At 69.7% G+C, this 17249-nt stretch carries 12 protein-coding genes; 8 read left to right on the forward strand and 4 right to left on the reverse strand.

Annotated features, from left to right (window positions below; all coding sequences use genetic code 11):
• Positions 1–67 precede the first annotated feature (67 nt).
• Entirely contained in the window at positions 68–1684 is a 1617-nt protein-coding gene (locus AOZ06_RS10635; RefSeq protein ID WP_054289286.1) for an acyl-CoA synthetase, read from the forward strand.
• A 21-nt stretch (positions 1685–1705) separates the two neighbouring features.
• On the opposite strand, the gene AOZ06_RS10640 is transcribed toward AOZ06_RS10635, so the two are convergent.
• Positions 1706–2644, reverse strand: a complete 939-nt coding sequence (locus tag AOZ06_RS10640; RefSeq protein WP_054289287.1) for a hypothetical protein — start codon at positions 2642–2644, stop codon at positions 1706–1708.
• A gap of 173 nt (positions 2645–2817) precedes the next feature.
• On the opposite strand from AOZ06_RS10640, the gene AOZ06_RS10645 reads away from it, so the two are divergent.
• Positions 2818–3426, forward strand: a complete 609-nt coding sequence (locus AOZ06_RS10645) for a histidine phosphatase family protein (protein ID WP_054289288.1) — start codon at positions 2818–2820, stop codon at positions 3424–3426.
• An 8-nt stretch (positions 3427–3434) separates the two neighbouring features.
• On the opposite strand, the gene AOZ06_RS10650 is transcribed toward AOZ06_RS10645, so the two are convergent.
• A complete protein-coding gene (locus tag AOZ06_RS10650; RefSeq protein ID WP_063810331.1) occupies positions 3435–4040 on the reverse strand; it encodes a QsdR family transcriptional regulator in 606 nt (201 codons plus the stop codon).
• Positions 4041–4121: 81 nt separating this feature from the next.
• On the opposite strand from AOZ06_RS10650, the gene AOZ06_RS10655 reads away from it, so the two are divergent.
• The 4 genes from AOZ06_RS10655 to AOZ06_RS10670 all read left to right on the forward strand — a co-directional run bounded on the left by AOZ06_RS10655 (position 4122) and on the right by AOZ06_RS10670 (position 7694).
• The gene (locus AOZ06_RS10655) at positions 4122–5294 is read left to right on the forward strand and encodes an acyl-CoA dehydrogenase family protein (RefSeq protein ID WP_054289290.1); all 1173 of its coding nucleotides are present in this window, start codon (positions 4122–4124) and stop codon (positions 5292–5294) included.
• A gap of 13 nt (positions 5295–5307) precedes the next feature.
• On the forward strand, positions 5308–6345 hold the full coding sequence (locus tag AOZ06_RS10660; RefSeq protein WP_054289291.1) for an acyl-CoA dehydrogenase family protein: 1038 nt from the start codon (positions 5308–5310) through the stop codon (positions 6343–6345).
• Between the two features lie 79 nt (positions 6346–6424).
• Complete coding sequence (locus AOZ06_RS10665; protein ID WP_054289292.1) at positions 6425–6652, forward strand: tetratricopeptide repeat protein; 228 nt, start codon at positions 6425–6427, stop codon at positions 6650–6652.
• 100 nt (positions 6653–6752) lie between these two features.
• On the forward strand, positions 6753–7694 hold the full coding sequence (locus AOZ06_RS10670) for a tetratricopeptide repeat protein (RefSeq protein WP_054289293.1): 942 nt from the start codon (positions 6753–6755) through the stop codon (positions 7692–7694).
• Here AOZ06_RS10670 and AOZ06_RS10675 read toward each other — a convergent pair.
• On the reverse strand, positions 7681–8784 hold the full coding sequence (locus tag AOZ06_RS10675; protein WP_054289294.1) for a winged helix DNA-binding domain-containing protein: 1104 nt from the start codon (positions 8782–8784) through the stop codon (positions 7681–7683). The genes AOZ06_RS10670 and AOZ06_RS10675 overlap by 14 nt on opposite strands.
• A gap of 207 nt (positions 8785–8991) precedes the next feature.
• Between AOZ06_RS10675 and AOZ06_RS10680 the strand changes: the two genes are divergently transcribed.
• The gene (locus tag AOZ06_RS10680) at positions 8992–11892 is read left to right on the forward strand and encodes a type 2 lanthipeptide synthetase LanM family protein (RefSeq protein WP_054289295.1); all 2901 of its coding nucleotides are present in this window, start codon (positions 8992–8994) and stop codon (positions 11890–11892) included.
• Positions 11893–12219: 327 nt separating this feature from the next.
• Positions 12220–15147, forward strand: coding sequence for an ATP-binding protein (locus tag AOZ06_RS10690; RefSeq protein WP_063810011.1), 2928 nt, complete (start codon positions 12220–12222; stop codon positions 15145–15147).
• Between the two features lie 530 nt (positions 15148–15677).
• Here the strand turns inward: AOZ06_RS10690 and AOZ06_RS10695 are convergent.
• Positions 15678–17183 (reverse strand): PucR family transcriptional regulator, encoded by a 1506-nt coding sequence (locus AOZ06_RS10695; RefSeq protein ID WP_054289297.1) that lies wholly within the window; start codon positions 17181–17183, stop codon positions 15678–15680.
• Positions 17184–17249: the final 66 nt, after the last annotated feature.

Below are 17249 nucleotides of genomic sequence, written 5' to 3' on the forward strand. Positions count from 1 at the left end.
CCGGGGTCTGACAGTTACGGTCCAAGTTAACTCGCCAGTAGCTTACGACCCTCGCAGTGGAGGCGCCGTGCGGAACGTCGTGACGCGGATACCTGAGACGTTGCAGAGCATCAGGATCCTGAGCCGGGCCGGGCTGGTTCCGTTCCCGAGGCTGGACGAGGGCCTGCGCTCGCTGCGCACCGTCAAGCAGATCGGCCCGATCGCCGGCCCCGTCCGGATGTCGGCCCGCCGGGATCCCCGCAAGGTGGGGATCGTCGACGAACTGGGGCCGCTGACGTACTCGCAGCTGGAAAGCCGATCCAACGCACTGGCACGGGCGTGGGCGCAGCGCGGGCTCGGCGAGGGCTCGGTGATCGGTGTGCTGTGCCGCGACCACCGCGGCCTGATCGACTCGATGGTCGCGTCCGGCAAGCTCGGCAGCCGCCTGCTGCTGCTCAACACCGGGTTCGCCAAACCGCAGTTCGCCGACGTGGTCAAGCGGGAGAACGTGTCGGCCCTGGTGTACGACGAGGAGTTCGCGCCGCTGCTGGACGCGGTCGAGCCCGCGATCCCGCGCTTCCTCGCGTGGACGGACACGCCCGCGGGCGAGTCGGCGACCACACTCGAGGAGCTGATCGTCAACACCGACGACCGGCCGCTGCCCAACCCGGGCAAGCCCGGCGGGTTCGTGCTGCTGACCAGTGGGACGACCGGAACGCCGAAGGGCGCGCCACGCCAGGTCAAGTCCGGCCTGTCGGCGGCGCAACTGCTCGACCGCATCCCCATGCGTGTCAACGAGTGCACCGTGATCGCCGCGCCGCTGTTCCACGGAACCGCGCTGTCGCAGTTCATCATCTCGTTCGCGCTCGGGTGCACTGTGGTGGTGCGCCGCAAGTTCGACCCCGAGGCGACGCTGAAGATGATCCAGGACAACAAAGCCACCGAGCTGGTGGTCGTACCGGTGATGCTGCAGCGGATCCTGGACCTCGGTGAGGACGTGGTCGGCTCGTACGACACGTCGTCGTTGCGGATCGTGTTCTCGGCGGGTTCGGCGTTGTCGCCGGAACTCGGCAACCGGGCCACCAAGGCGTTCGGTGACGTCGTCTACAACCTCTACGGTTCAACGGAAGTCGCTGTCGCAACGGTCGCGACGCCCGAGGACTGGCGTGCCGCGCCCGGCACGGTCGGCAAGGTCCCGTGCGGATGCCGGGTGAACCTGTACGACGACCACGGCGCCCGCATCACCGAGCCGGACGTGATCGGCCGGATCTTCGTCGGCAGCGACCTCGCGTTCGGCGGCTACACCGACGGCCGCAACAAGGAAGTCATCGACGGGCTGCTGTCCAGCGGGGACGTCGGCCACTTCGACGCCGAGGGCAGGCTGTTCATCGACGGCCGCGACGACGACATGATCGTGTCCGGCGGCGAGAACGTCTACCCGGTCGAGGTGGAGAACCTCCTGGCGGAACACCCCGGTGTGGTCGAGGCGGCGGTGATCGGTGTGACCGATCCGGAGTTCGGCCAGCGGCTGCGGGCGTTCGTCGTCCGCCGTGACGGGATCGACCTCGACGAGGACGGGGTCAAGGCGCACGTCAAGGCGAACCTGGCCCGCTACAAGGTTCCCCGCGACGTGCAGTTCCTCGAGTCGCTGCCCCGCAACCCCACCGGAAAGCTGCTGCGCGGGAAGTTGTCCGAAATGGCGTGATCACGCACAAGTGGACTGTCGCTATTCCCACTCGATTCCGAAAAGGCCGGGCCCGAAATCTATCGCGACCGCGTGCACGCTCTTGCACGCGTCCAGCGTGAGGTTTCGCATCCGGGCGTGTTTCTGGCCGGCGGGCCGGGCGAACTGCTGGCAGCGTCCGGGGGTGTTCGATGAATTGAAGTGGATCTCGAGGAGGTACTCGCGAATCGGCCTGCGGAACTCGCGCCAGTGCGTCCTGTTGCACTTCGGATACGGTGGTCCGGCATTCCGGAGTTCGTACTCGATGAGGTAGGTGTCGCCGCGTCTGATGGGCTGGTCGAACAGCAGTTCGGCGACCATCAGTCCATTCGCGTCGTCCACCTGCCGCCTGCCGAGGTGGCAGTTGCGGACCGCGGTCAGCGCGGGCGCGCCCGCGCCGGGATCGTCCGACTTGTAGATCAGCAGCCAGCGGTCCTGCCCGTCGGTGCGCGCCTCGAACACCGCGCGGGTGGTGATCAGCTGCTGGCCGCCGTCGTCGCCGAGCTGGCACTTGTCGTGCAGGCCGACCAGGGTGAGTTGCTGTTCCTGGTCGAGCGCGTCCGGGGTGCCGAGCGCGTCGAGCAGGCCGAGCAGAATCCCGCGTTCGAACTGGACGGTCTCGGTCGCCGGCTGGACGCCTGCCGCCTGCTTGCCGCGCGGTCTCGGCGGCGGCAGCAGTGCGAGCAGCGAACCGGGCGGCAGCTTCAGGATGTTTTCCAGTTCACCGAGCGCGGTCAGTGAGTCGTTGCGCTCCGGCTGGCGCTTACCCGACTGCCAATAGCTCAGTGCCGCAATGCTGACGGGGGTGCCACGGGCTCGTAAGCGCGCTTGTATTCGGTCGAGGCTCAGCCCGCTGGACCGAATGGCCGAGCGCAGCGCTTCGGCGAACTGATTGTCCGCCTGAGTGTTTTCGATTTGACCCCGAGCAGCGTTCCCCGACATGTATGACACCGACTAGTGCGAAGCTTTCAACCCCTGTGCAGACTCAAAAGAGACTATCAGCACTCAACGCTGTACCGGCAGGTTCACAACGACCATAATTCTCATCCGTTCGGTCCAGTACGGTTGGGCCGAATGGTCCACAACTGGCAAATGGGAAGGGATGGGTTTCGCTGATGCCACTGGTGTACCTCGTCCGGCACGGCCAGGCGTCCTTCGGCGCCGAGGACTACGACGTTCTCTCGCCTGTCGGGCACTTGCAGGGCAAGCACGCCGGTGCGGAGCTGCGGCGCCGTGGCGTGCACGCTGACCAGGTGTGGAGCGGGACGCTGAAGCGCCAGCGGGACACCGCTGCCGCCGCCGGGTTCGAGGCGCGACCACGGCAGGACGCGCGGTGGAACGAGTTCGACCACCTCGGGCTCGTCCGCGCGGCGCAGGGCGATCCGGCCGACCCGCGCGGCTTCCAGGAGGCGCTGGACGCCGCCTTGCGCGGGTGGGCGGGGCTGGAGGAATTCAGCGAAACCGCATCCGGCGCGGTCAAGGATCTGCTATTGGGTCTGGAGGGCGGGAAAACCGCTGTCGTGTTCACGTCCGGCGGGGTGATCGCGGCTGTCTGCGCGTGGATGTGGGGCCTGGACGCGAGCGGTTTCGTCGCGGTCAACCGGGTCGCGGTCAACTGCGGGATCACCAAACTCGTGCACGGCCGGTCGGGGACCAGTCTGGTCACGTACAACGACCACGCGCATTTCGAAGGCGAGCACCGCGAACTGCTCACCTATCGCTGAATCCCCCGTCAGCGCTCGGCGGCCGCGATGAGCAGATCCACGATCTTCACGGCCTTGTCCGTCGCGGGCGGAGCGCCGGTGATCATGTCGCTCCACACGAACGACTCGCACACGCGCACGATCACGTACGCCAGGTCGGCGAGGTCGATGTCGTCGCGCAGGCCGACCTCCTCGCGCAGGAAGTCCGCGGTCCACTCGATCAGCCTGGCCTGCACGACACTCTGCTTCGAGGTGATGATCCGCAGCGCGTACTCGGCGTCCTCGGCCACGAACTGGCGCAGCGCCTCGAAATCGCGGATGCGCGCGAGCGAACGGTCGAGCACGCGCGTGATCAGCGCCCGGCCGGAGCCCCGCGCCTTCGTGCGCGTCTCGTGCAGCAGGCGCTCGTTGATCGACCAGATCACCTCGCCGATCAGCAGTTCGCGGCTGCCGCACCAGCGGTACAGCGTCGCCCGGCTGACCCCGAGCTCGGCGGCCAGCTGCTGCATGTCGACCCGGCGCCCGTCCAGGAACCACTTCCTGGCAAGGCGGAACGCGTCGATCGGGGCGGTGCGGGGCGCCGGTGACGGTCCGCGCAACGCACGGGTGAGCGGAGTGCCCGGTGTCGCCGACATGGCCGACACCATACCCGGCGTCGCATCGCTGAGACACATTCCGCGGTTGACCGGTTTTGAGTCAGAATGCAACCATGTCTCATGGACTTCCGTGACACCGCGGCCGAGGCGGCGTTCCGCGCGAAGCTGCGCGACTGGTACGGCCGGAACTTCGACCCGGCCGCGAACCCCAGCGCCGGGCGGCCGGACGTCGACTACATGCGGTCGTGGAGCCGCAAGCTGCACGACGCCGGCTATGTCGGGCTGACCTGGCCGAAGGAGTACGGCGGCGCCGGTCTTTCCCCCGGCTACCAGGCCATCTACTTCGAGGAGATGGCCCGCGCGCACGCCCCGGAGCACATCGGCATCATCGGGCTGAACATGGCGGGCCCCACCATCATGGCGTGGGGCACGCCGGAACAGAAGCAGCGCCACCTGCCGAAACTGCTGTCCGGTGAGGAGATCTGGTGCCAGGGCTTCTCCGAGCCCGGCAGCGGGTCCGACCTCGCGGGCGCGCGGACCACCGCGGTCCTCGACGGCGACCACTGGGTGGTCAACGGCCAGAAGGTGTGGTCGTCGTGGGCGCACATCGCGGACTGGTGCATCCTCGTCGTGCGCACCGATCCGGCCGCGAAGAAGCACGAGGGACTGTCCTATCTCCTCGTCGACATGCACGCGCCGGGCGTGGAAGTCCGGCCGCTGCGCCAGATCACCGGTGACCCCGAGTTCAACGAGATCTTCTTCACCGACGTTCGCGTGCCCAAGGAGTCCATCCTCGGCCGGCCGGGCGACGGCTGGAAAGTCGCGATGACCACGCTGCTGCACGAGCGCGGCACGCTCGCGTTCGCCTTGGTCGGCCAGTTGCGCCAGCACTTCACGCGCCTGGTCGAACTGGCGAGGCAGCCCGCGTCCGACGGCAGCGTCCCCGCCGGCGACCCGGTGGTGCGCGACGCGATCGCCCGCGAGTGGATCGAGTTGCAGTCGTTGGCGTTCACCAACTACCGCACGTTGACGACCCTGCTCACCAAGGGCCAGCCCGGTCCGGAGAGCTCGGTGGTGAAGCTCGTCTGGAGCGAGGCCAACCAGCGGCTGACCAAGCTCGCCCGCGGCCTGCAGGGCCTGTCCGGGATGCTGGACGACGACGGCGGCGTGTGGGACGGGTACTGGCAGTACCGGCAGCTGCGCAGCCGCGGCAACACCATCGAGGCGGGGACTTCCGAGATCCTGCGCAACATCGTCGCCGAGCGCGTGCTCGGCCTTCCGCGCAGCCGTTGACACAGGGGACACAGTGGACTTCGCATTCTCGTCCGAACAGGACATGCTGCGCACGGCCGCGCGGGAGTACCTGGCCGAGCGGCACCCGCTGACCGGACTGCCCGCGATCATCGACGGCGAGCCGGGCTGGCAGCCCGACAGCTGGCAGCCGCTGGCCGACCTCGGCTGGACCGACGACGAGCTGACCCTGCTCGACCAGGTCGTCCTGTTCGAGGAAACCGGCGCGGCCCTGCTGCCCGCGCCGCTGTTCAGCACGGTCGCGCTGGCGCTGCCCGCGGTCCGCGGCGACGAGCAGCTGCGCGCGGCGGTCGCGTCCGGTGCCTTGAAACTGTCGCTGGCGTGGGCGGAAGCCGGTCGCCCGCAGGGCATCGCGGACACCGGCCTCGCCACGACGGCCGACGCGGACGGCCGCGTGACCGGCCGCAAGATCCTCGTGCCCGACGCGGCATGGGCCGACGCGCTCGTGGTCACCGCGGCGGGCCCGCAGGTCCGGCTCGTGCGGACCGCCGACGCGACCGTGACGCCCGTGTCCACATCGGACCAGTCCCGCCGGCTGTACGAGGTGGAGTTCGACGCGGCACCGTCGCAGGCGCTGGGCGACGGCTCGGTGCTCACCGAAATCGAGAGCCGGGCGTTCGTGCTCGCCGCGGCCGAGGCGCTCGGCGTCGGCCGCCGCGCGCTGGAGGACGGCATCGCCCACGCGTCCACACGCGAGCAGTTCGGCCGCGTGATCGGCACCTACCAGGGCGTTTCCCACCAGCTGGTGGATTCGTACGCGTCGCTGGAACTGGCCAGGTCGCTGACCTACTGGGCCGCGTGGGCGCTGGCCGAAGGCGACGACCAGGCCCCGGTCGCCGTCGCGGCAGCCAAGACCGCCGCCACCGAAGCCGCGGTAGCCGCCTGCGAGCGCGTCATCCAGGTCCACGGCGGCGTCGGCATGACGTGGGAGCACATCCTGCACCGGCTGTACAAACGCGCCCAGTGGCTGGACGCGTTCGGCGCGAGCGGCCGTGCCCTGCGCGGCCGGATCGCCGACGCCGTACTGGGCTGAGACACCCGGGAAGGCTTCCCGGTCGCTCTGGGTGCCCGGTACCTGCCACCCGGGGTGACCGGGAAGCCACCATGGTCGCGTGAACGACCCAGTCGCCAGCGCCGACGTCGCCGACGAGGCACTGCTGCTCAGCCACGAAGTGGCCGCCGTGTTCAACGACCTCGGCGTGCTGATGGCCGTCCGCGGCCACCCCGAGGAAGCGGAACGCTTCTACCACCGGTCGCTGGAAATCCGCCGCAGACTGCCCGGCGAACCCGCGCAAGCCGCCCTGACCAGGCGCAACCTGGCGATCCTGCCCACCGGCTGACCGGCCGGGCGCGAACCGGGTGATTTACCCGCATCGGCCCTGCCATCATGATGTCGGGGATGTCAGCGGTAGGAGAAGGACACGATGTGCGGCGCGGGCGATGATCGACCCGATAGCTGAGGCGCGCAGGCGCCTCGGCTTGGCCCGCCGGTTCTACGACGAGGGAAGGGCCGAGGAAGCGGTCGTGGTCGCCGAGACCGCGCTCGCCGTCGTCGAACACGCCGGTGGCCCCAACCACCCGGCCATCGCGGGTGCCTGCATCGAGCTGAGCCTGCTGCACGAGCGGCTTTCCCAGTACACCAAGTCCGAGCGGTACGCCCGGCGCGCGATCGTGATCACCGAGGAGTACTCCCGCGCCGACGAGACGCTCGTCCGCCTGCGGGTCAAGGCGCTCGGGTGCCTCGCGATGGTCGAACGGGTCCGCAACCGGTTCGGCAGCTCCGAAGTGCTCTACCGCTCCGCGCTGGACCTGGCCGAGAACGGCACGTGGCCGCACCCGGAGGAACTGGCCGAGCTGATGTGCGGGCTCGGCGCGGTGTACCTGTTCTCCAGCCGGTTCATCGAGGCCGAGGCGCTCTACCGGCAGGCGCTCGACCTGGTCGGCAGCGAGAAGGCCACGTCGGCGGTGGTGTGGCACCACCTGGCCGAACTCGACCTGATGCTCAGCCGGTTCGACACCGGCGAGTCGTATGCGCGGCGTGCCCTGTTGCTGCGGGAGGCCGCGCTCGGCCCGAACCACGCCGCGACCGCCAACGAACGAGCCATGCTGGCCGCCGTCCTGGCCCGGCAGGGCAACCTGGACATGGCCGAGAAGCTGTTCCGCAAGGCGATATCGACGTTCGAGCGCGTGCTGCCACCCAACCACTACGACCTCGCCGTGGCCTGCGCGGACTTCGGCATGCTGATGGCCGCGAAGGGCAACATCGCCGCCGCGGGCAGGCTCACCCAGCGCGCGCTGGACATCAAGACCAAGATCCTCGGCCGCAACCACCCCGAGGTGCGCCAGGCCGTGGCGGACCTGACCAGGTTCACGGCACGATGAGGCGCGTCTCGGCGATGCCACGCAGCGCGCCGATCAACCGCGCCTGATCCTCCAGCGCCTCGCGCGCGTCCGGCTCGACCGGCGTGAACGCGGTGATCCGGATCTCCAGCTTGCCGCGGCCGGACGCCTTCGCCCGCCACAGCCCGGCGACGTCACCGTCCACGACCACCGCACCGGGCTGGCCGATCACCGGCCACATCGCCTTGTGGTGCGCCTTGTCCGGTACGAGCATCAGCTTGTTGCGGTCCTGCATGAACGGATCCGACGTGGGCAGCAGCAACGCCCGGGGCGGCTCGGGCGGGTCGAGCAACAGGTCCACCTCGGACTCGGGGATCCACGCGGCGCGGCCGTCGACGTCCACTTCGACCAGTCCGTCCGCCGGCCACATGGCCTTGACCTCGGCCTGGGTCGTGGTCAGCCACGCCGCGACGTCCGCCGTGCTCGCCGGGCCCACGAACGTCAGATATCGCGTGATCAGCTCGTCCGCCCCGGACTGCTCGACGGGGATCCCCGGCCAGTCCTCGATCGGTACGAGCAACGGCGGCGACTGGTCGAGGTCGAGCCGCAGCCCACCGGGCAACGCCGCCAACCTGAACAGCGACTCGAACACGTGCTCCGCCTGACAACCCCGGCAGTACGACACCAGCGCCTTCGGCACCAGCTTGGACACAGCGGTGCTCGCCACGCCTTTCACGGTCGGGCTCGTGACGCACTCGCGCATGGCCTCGGCGGTGTACCGGATCGCCTGCGTCGCCGTGATCCCCGACTTCCGCATGACCGACCGCTGCCACGCGACCTTCCCCAGCGCGTCGCGTTCGCTGTGCGGCCACAACGCGGCGGCCAGCTTCGGCAGGTCCCCGGCGCGGTGCAGGAACGGCGACGCCCGCAGCGTCCACGCGCGGACGAGACTGTGGTCGTCCACATCGGCCTCGGTGCGGACACCCAGCGCCAGCCGGGCCGAACCAGGCGGGGTGTCCTGCACGCCGAGCGCCACGACGTCCAGTTCGTCCACCGTTGTGGCCGCGCGGTGCAGCCCCTGCCGTGCGATCCGGTAGGCCAGCACCCGCGCACGATCGACCGTTGTGCTCACCGGCTCATCGTGACACCGATGCCTGACACGTGCTGTCAGGTTCCGGATGGGTGACAGCGGTCGCACAGGCGCCACGCAGGCCGGTACCGTCGGAAGAACTCCAGGTGGCCGGGGACCCGCCACTACCCAATACGGGTGGTGCCGGACGCGAATGTGGGGAGTCGTTACCCATGTTTGCGCGTGCGCCCGCTGCCAGCCTCTTTACTCGTGAGCCAAGCGATTTCGCACCGCGACAACGGGATCAACTCCGGGCCATGGTGGACCGGCGCGCTGACCGCCGCCGAACGCCGGTGGACGGTCCAGGGCCGCCCGCGCTGGGCCGAGCTGATCGACCTGGCGGTGGGCAGCGGCCCGGTCAGCGCCGAGGGGGCTGTGCCGTGCGACTGGCCCGACGCGTTCGCCTGGGTGTTCCGGCCGCTGGTGCGGATCGCCCGCGACCGGGTGGCCACGGCGGCAGCGGCGGGCAAGATCGACGCGCAGGCCGTCACCGCCGCCTTCGACCGGCAGCTCGGCAGGCGCCTGGCCGGCCTGGCCGCCCGCACCCTCGTGCTCGAGCTCAACGTGGAGCGCGTGTCCGGCAGGCTCGCCGGTGACACCGCGCAGCAGCGGTTCGCCGACTTCGTCCGCTCACAGGCCAGCCCGGAGCGGCTGACCACGCTGTTCGCCGAGTACCCGGTCCTGGCCAGGCTGCTCGGCCAGGCGTGCCAGTACACCGCGGACGCGCAGGTCGAGCTGATCGAGCGGTTCATCGCCGACCGCGACCTGATCGTGGCGCGGCTGCTCGGCGGGGCCGACCCCGGTGACCTGGTGGAGATCCGCACCGGCATCGGCGACACCCACCAGCGCGGTCGCAGCGTCGCCATCCTGCACTTCGCAGGAGGCCGCAAGGTCGTCTACAAGCCGCGGTCGCTGGAGCTGCACAGGCACTTCAGCGGACTGGTCGGCTGGCTCAACTCCAAGGTCCTCGGCCTCGGCCTGCGCAGCGTGGACTCGCTGACGCGCCAGGGCTACGGCTGGCTCGAGTTCGTCGAGCACCGGCCGTGCACCCAGGTGGCCGAGGTCGACCGGTTCTACCGCAGGCAGGGCGCGCTGCTGGCGCTGCTGTACGCCGTGGACGGCGCCGACATCCACTACGAGAACCTGATCGCCTGCGGCGACCAGCCGGTGCTCGTGGACGTCGAGACCCTCTTCCACCCGATGCTCGAGCAGCCGACCGCGACCGGGCCGGACCCGGCGGCGCGCGTGCTGGCCTCGTCGGTGCACCGGATGGCCCTGCTGCCGCAGATGCTCCTCGGTGAGCACGGCGCGGTCGACGTCTCCGCCCTCGGCGGCGACAAGGGCGTCCAGTCCCCGAGCGACGTGGTCGCGTGGGACGGCGTGGGCACGGACGCGATGCGCCTGGTGCGCCGCCGTGGCGAGTTCCACGGCGCGACCAACCGGCCGCGGCTGGGCGAGCTCGACGTCGAGCCGTCGGAGTACCGCGCCGCGATGCTCGGCGGGTTCCGTGAGGGATACGACGCGATCGTGCGGCACCGGTCGGAGCTGATCGGCCTGCTGACCGCGTGCACCAACGACGAGATCCGGATCGTGGCCCGGCCGAGCCAGGTCTACGCGACCCTGCTCGACGAGTCGACGCACCCGGACGTGCTGCGCGACGCCGTGCAGCGCGAGCGCGTGTTCGACGCGCTGACCATCGACTCGGCCTGCGACCTGGCCAGGCAGCGGCTGATCCCGAGCGAGCTGAACGACCTCTGGGCAGGCGACCTGCCGGTGTTCACCAGCAAGCCCGGGTCCCGCGACCTGTGGGCCGCGGACGGCGAATGCCTGCCGGACCTGCTGGAAGGCCCCGGCCTGGCGACGGTGGTGCTGAAGATCGCCGCGATGGACGAGGTCGACCGCTACGACCAGGAATGGCTGATCTCGGCTGCGCTGGCGACCAGGGCACAGCCGGTGGCCCACCGCACCGGCGAGACCCGCCCCAGGGCGGGGACGTCGGCGATACCGGACCCGCAGCGACTGCTGTCGGCGGCGTGCGGGATCGCCGACGAGATAGGTGCCAGGGCGATGCACGGAGACGGCCGTGCGAACTGGCTCGGCCTCGAGCCGATCATCGACAAGCACTGGGCGGTTCTCCCGATGGGCGCCGGCCTCGCCCACGGGTATTGCGGAGTGGCCCTGTTCCTCGCGCAGCTCGCCGACCTGACTGGCGTGCAGCGCTACGCGGAACTGGCCAGGGACGCGGTCCGCCCAGTGCCCCGCCTCATCGACCAGCTGATCACCGAGCCGGAGCTCGGCGTGACGATCGGCTGCGGCGGCCCGCACGGCCTCGGCGGCATCAGCTACGCGATCGCGCGGCTGGGAAACCTGCTCGACGACCCGGAGATCCGCAGCTGGCTGCCCGCGGTGGTCGACCTGACCAGGGCGGCGACGGACGACGAACTGGCCTGCTTCGCGGCCGGGAGCGCCGGTGGCCTCGCGGCCATGCTGGCGGTCCACAGCGAGACAGGACTGCCGTCGGCCGGACGCCTGGCCTGGGACTTCGCCGACCGGCTCGTGGAGCAGGCGCACACAGTGCCGTGCACCTGCCTTGACCTGCCGACAGCGGGATTCGCCCACGGGCACACCGGGATCGGCTGGGCACTGCAACGCTTCGCGGCGACCGGAGCGGGCGACCACTACTTCGAGGTCGGCCAGGCGATCCTGGACGCCGAGGTGCCGGACGGCACGGACCTGAGCTGGTGCGGAGGCCTGGCGGGCTTCACCATGGCCCGCCGCGACGCCCCCGAGGACTGGGCCAGCACGCTGGCCGAGCACCAGCCGCTGCGCGACATGAGCCTGTGCCACGGAGAGCTCGGCGTGACCGAGGCCCTCATGGTGCTGGGCCAGCGCGGCAACTACGAGGCCTCCGCGGCCGCCACCCGCCACGCGGGTCTCCTGCTCGGCGCGATCGACAGGGGAGGCGTCCGCTGCGGCACCCCGCACGGCGTCGTGTCCGCGGGCCTGCTCAACGGCCTCGCCGGCATCGGCTACGGCCTGCTCCGCCTGGGATTCGCCAGCCGGGTCCCCTCAGTCCTCCTGCTCGAACCAAGCCCGGGCCAGCACTACTGACCGCAGGCCCACTCTCTCAAGTGATCAACCCCACTCCTTGAGATGCCCCGCTCACAGGAAGAAGAACACCATGAGCACCATGACGCTCGACGCTGCCCTCGTTGTCGACCACCCCGCAGGTCAGATCGTTCTCCCCGGCGAGTGCCAAGCCACATCACGTGTGAGCGCCTTGGCCGGGTACCGGTCCGGCAGCCGGCGAGCCGACATCACAATTGTGTCGGCCGTTCGTATTGACCAACTCGTGGCCGCAGGGGCTAACTAGTCCACGATGAGATCCACCGCTTCCCGGGCTTCAACCGAACGGGGCAGTCTGGGTACTGTCCGGCCATGGTGTCCCGTTCCCCGCTCGTGATCGGCCGCGACCGTGAGGTGGCCGAACTGACGAGGGCGATCGATGCCGCACGCGCCTCGCGTGGCGGCACGGTCTTCCTCGTCGGCGAAGCGGGGATCGGCAAGTCCAGACTCGCCGCCGAGGCCGCCGGGATGGCGTTCACCGCGGGCCTGCGTGTCCTTCGGGGACGCGGCAGCACGATCGGACCGATCGTGCCGTTCCGGCCGCTGACCGAGGCGCTGCTGGCGCTCTACCGCAGCGGCCATCCGCCCGACGACCCGGCACTGGGACCGTACCGCCCGATCCTCGGCAGGCTGATTCCCGATCTCCAGCAGGCCGGCGCCGTGACTGTCGACGATTCACTGGTGGTCCTCGGTGAGGCGGTACTGCGCCTGGTGACGGTCGCGGGCCGGGGGCACGGTTGCATGCTCGTCCTCGAGGACCTGCAGCACGCCGATGCGGAGACCCTCGCGATTGTCGAGTACCTCACCGACAACGTGGCCGAACTTCCGGTCCTGCTGGTCGCGACCATCCGGGACGAGCCGTGCGCGGCACGTGACCTCGCCCGGTCGGCTACCCAGCGCCGTTCCGCGTCGATGCTGACACTCGGCCGCCTCGACTCGGCGGACATCACCAGGCTGGCCGCGTCGTGCATCGAGGCCAACCCCGCCGATCTGCCGGATGAGGTCGTCGCCCGCCTCGCCGATGACAGCGCCGGTGTGCCCTTCATCATCGAAGAGGTGCTGCACCAGCTCGTGAGTGACGGTGTGCTGGTCAAAGGCGCGGCGGGCTGGCGGGTCATCGGTGCGTTGCGCCCCGAGGTGCCGGAGACGGTGCTGCGCGGCATCATCGACCGGGTCGGGCAACTGGGCTCCCAGGGCAGCACGTTGTTGTCGGTCGCCGCGGTGCTGGGCGACAGATTCCCGTTGTCCGTCGTCGGCCAAGTCACGGCGCTTGACCAGCGCAGCCTGTTGTCGCATTTGCGGGCGGCAGTCGCCGCACAGCTGGTCGCCCCGGATGACTCCTCACCGGACTGGTACGCCTTCCGGCACCCGCTGATGGCGGAGGCGCTGCGGTCGAGCCTGCCTCCGCCGGACCGTGCCGAGTACTCGAGACAGGCTTCTGCCGCGGTCCAGACCCTGCATCCGGACCTGCCGGGCGAGTGGTGTCAGCTGGCGGCGACGCTGCAGGCCGACTCGGGCGACGTGCGAGGCGCGGCGACCCTGTTCGCCGAAGCCGGACGCCGCGCCCTCGCCGACGGTGCGTCCGAATCCTCGGTGCGACTGCTCGACCGGGCCAACACACTGCTGCGAGACGAGTCTTCCGCCGAAAGCAAGGCGGAGGTACTGGAGATCCTGCTCTACGCGTTGGCCGAGGCAGGTCAGGTCGACCGTGCTCGCGAACTCGTGGACACCTTGGATGAGCAACTCAACGGTGCGGTCCTCAGCCCGAGGACACGTGCCGCGCTGCACACCCGGTTGGCCAATGTGTACCTGCTCGCTGGCCTCTTCTCCGAAGGTATGCGGCAAGTCGCCCAGGCGAGGTCGGTGCTCGGCAGTGACGCGCCCGACGAGAACAACGCTGCTATCGACGTGACGGCGGCTCGTCTCACTCGGCACAGCGGGGAGACCAACCGGGCGGCTGACGCGGAAGCGCTTGCCCGGCGCGCCATCGTGTACGCGGAGAAGGCGAACTCGGCGAACGTGCTGTGCGAGGCGTGGCTCATCGTGGGCGAACTGGCCCGCGAACGGGGTATGCGGGAATCGGATGACTGCTTCCAGCGCGGTTTGCGGCTCGCCGAACAGCACCGGCTGCCGATCTGGCGTGTCTACTCATTGGTGCTGCTGGCAGGCAACGCGTGGATGTCGTCAGGTGATCGGTCGGGCTACGAACAGATTCTCGAGGAAGTCCAGCGCGTCGGAGCGGTCACACTGGGATACACAGTCAAGGCCAACCTCGCTGTCGACGCCATACTCCGAGGCGACTTCACCAGAACCTCGCAGCTGATCACCCAGAACAAGTCAGAAGTGACGAGGTTGCGCCTCCGCCCGCAGTTGCGCCACCTGCTGATGGTGCAGACCAGTCTGGCCGCGCACCGGGGCAGGCGAGCGGAGATGGAGCAGGCGTTCGCGGAGTTCTCGGAGTGGCAGGACGAGCACGGCCACGAACTGCCGCTCGCGTTGGGTCTCGCCCGCACGTTCTGCGCTCTCCTCGAGGAAAACCGTGGGCTGGCCAAGGACGAGCTGGCCGAGATGCTCACGATCACCGAGGACCTGCCGTCCAGCTTCCACCTCGCGGGGCGGCACGGCCTCTGCTTGTTGCTGTCCGTTCTCGAAGGCGACTCGGGCTGGGCGGAGTACGAGACGGTCGCATCGACCACACAGGCCACCATGCGGTGGAATCGGCAGTTCGTGCGAATGGCACAAGCGGTGCTGCATGGACGTGACGGCCGGATCGAGGAGGCGAACGCGGCTGCCGCGGCGTCCCAACAGGATTCCGAGATCTACGGGATGGCACGGCACCTCGTGCTGAGACTTGCCGCTGAGGCCGCGATTGCCGACGGGTGGGGTGAGCCCATCGCGTGGTTGCGTCGAGCAGAGGAGTACTTCCACCAGCTGACGGTTCCCGCAGTCGCCGGGGCGTGTCGCTCACTGCTGCGCCACGCCGGTGCGTCGGTCAAACAACGCAGGACAGGCATGGACCAGGTCCCGGACGACCTGCGCGCCATAGGTGTCACAGTCCGGGAGCACGAAGTGCTGCAGTTGCTGCGTGAGCGCCTGACGAACAAAGCCATCGCCAACCGCCTGCACATCTCCCCGCGCACGGTCGAGAAGCACGTGGCGAGCCTGATCATGAAGGCCGAGGTCGCCGATCGCATGGAGCTGAGCGACTTCGCCGCCTCCGCGTACGAGGAGAGCCAGTAGGTCACCTCGTTGAAAGCCACGTGAAAGCCCTGGTCGCTACCGTTCATACGCACGTCGCGGGCAGGGTGGGAGTTGCCGTGGAGGGGCATCCACCGGCCCCCTGTGGTCCCCGGCGTGCGCCTCAGCCACGCCGGGGCGACCCCCGCTCTAGTCCCGGCGTGGCTGGGCTTGTCATCCCGCTCGATTCGTGACGGACTGGTTGCGCACTGGGCAGGTCCGGCTGTGCGCCTGATGTGCGCAGGGTGACGACGGTGCCGGCAGCCAGTTGAAAGTCTGTTGAAAGCCCTGGTGGCTACGGTTGCCGTACGCATCTCGGACGAGGGTGGGACGCGCCGTGGAGGGGACATCCGCAGGCAGTCGAATGGGTCCGGGTGGTTCAGCTGAGCCGGGCGCTGTCAAGCGCCGTCAGCTGGCTGAAAGCGATGTGAAAGCCCGTGCCGTTACGGTCCGCGGTACCGGTGAGGAGATCGGTGCCGCCGTGGGGGTCGGCATCGGTTTTCCGGTGGCTCGTCGACGTTCGAGACGGGCCACTAGCGCATCAGCCAGGCGCGGCACGCCAGTTGGAGCGCCAGCCGCTGCTCGGGGTCGGCGAGGTCCACCCCGAGCTGGCGGGTGATCTTGTTCAACCGGTAGTGGACGGTCTGCCTGTGCACGCGCAGCACTTCCGCTGCTCTGGCGGGGGAGTTCTGGTGGTCCAGATAGGCCTGCAGTGTCCTGATCGCTTCCTCGGCCGCGGTCGGGCCGAGGTCGACCAGCGGCGCCAGCAGGTCGTCCACTGATGCCCGCGTGTTGTCCGACGCATACCATTCCACCAGCATCCGGTTGAGGCCGAGCGCGTCGATCGCCACGACGTCACGCTGGGGTTTCGCCTGCCGGGTCACGGCCAGTGCCGCTTTCGCGTCCGTCGCCGAGGTCCGCAGGCCTTCCGCTTGCCTGTGCACCGCTCCTATCCCGCAGCGGACCACTATGCCGGGGAAGCGTTTGCGGGCCGCGTTCAGCGCTGTCGTCGCCGCCGCCAGCGCTGTCCTGGCCGCCGATGGGCCCGGGTCGGCGTCCACGCTGTGCACCAGCAGCGGTTCGCCGCCGATTCTCGTGCTGTGCCACTTCGCGTCCATCTCCGCGCGGACCGCGTGCAGCATTGCCACGCTGATCGCGTCGACCTGGTCCGCGCTGATCGCCGAGCCCGCGTCCAGCGACGACGACAGCTCGAAGCGCAGGACCTGGTGCCAGCCGTCGACCGGCAGGCCGACCGTCCGCGCGTGCGAGACCAGTTGCACGCGTTCGGAATCCGGCGCCAGCAGCAGTTCGCCCAGCAGCCTGCCCCGGTCGGCCAACGGCGCCAGCTCGGTACGGCGCTCGTCGGCGATCACGCGGGCGTACGCGTCCGCTGTCAGCGTCGCCACCGCGCGGGCCGCCACCACCCACGAGCCTCTGGCCTCCGCGGTCACTTCGGCGGCGACGAACGTGTCCACCGTGCCTTCGACCAGCACGGGAGCCGCTGGTTCGCCGTGCGCGGGCTGGCGGGCCGCGACGGGCATGCCCAACGCGTCCGACGCGGCCAGCAGGATCGCCGCTTTGCGGTCGTGCGTGCGCATCTCGGCCGACGCGATCAGCCTGCGGGCGGCGTCGATCCGGGCGAGCGCGGCGGTCGCGTCCCCGGCCAGCGCCTCCGACACCGCGACGACCAGCCGTGTCGGTTCGAGGCTGACCGGCGCGAGGAGCAACGACACCGCGTTGCGGTTGGCGATCCGGACCGCTGTGGATTCCACGGCGGTCGCGTCGATCCCGTTGAGCACGATCGCGCCGGCGCCGCTGGCCGTCGCGTCACGCATCGCGATGTCGAACAGGTGCCCACGGGCTTGTGCCGACGCCGACGCGAGCACCACCACGAAACTGTCCTTGGGGACTGTCCGCAGGTCAGTGAGCTTGTCGATGACGCGCACCGAGCTCACCGAACGCTGCGGCGACGCGGTCAGCACCGTGAGGGTGTTCAGATCCGGCCCGGCGAGCAGGTCGCGGAGCGGTACGTGACTCACAACTCCTCCGGGGCTGACTGTGCGGCGGGGATAGCGGGGGCCTGGATTCTATTGTGCAAGGACAAA

It is taken from the genome of Kibdelosporangium phytohabitans, assembly GCF_001302585.1.
In the GTDB taxonomy this organism is placed as follows: domain Bacteria; phylum Actinomycetota; class Actinomycetes; order Mycobacteriales; family Pseudonocardiaceae; genus Kibdelosporangium; species Kibdelosporangium phytohabitans.

What these genes read in the sequence shown, in the direction of transcription:
- AOZ06_RS10640 (WP_054289287.1), bottom strand. Translation starts at nt 2,644, where the DNA reads ATGTCGGGGAACGCTGCTCGGGGTCAAATCGAAAACACTCAGGCGGAC.
- AOZ06_RS10670 (WP_054289293.1), top strand. Translation starts at nt 6,753, where the DNA reads ATGATCGACCCGATAGCTGAGGCGCGCAGGCGCCTCGGCTTGGCCCGC.
- AOZ06_RS10655 (WP_054289290.1), top strand. Translation starts at nt 4,122, where the DNA reads ATGGACTTCCGTGACACCGCGGCCGAGGCGGCGTTCCGCGCGAAGCTG.
- AOZ06_RS10650 (WP_063810331.1), bottom strand. Translation starts at nt 4,040, where the DNA reads ATGTCGGCGACACCGGGCACTCCGCTCACCCGTGCGTTGCGCGGACCG.
- AOZ06_RS10690 (WP_063810011.1), top strand. Translation starts at nt 12,220, where the DNA reads ATGGTGTCCCGTTCCCCGCTCGTGATCGGCCGCGACCGTGAGGTGGCC.
- AOZ06_RS10645 (WP_054289288.1), top strand. Translation starts at nt 2,818, where the DNA reads ATGCCACTGGTGTACCTCGTCCGGCACGGCCAGGCGTCCTTCGGCGCC.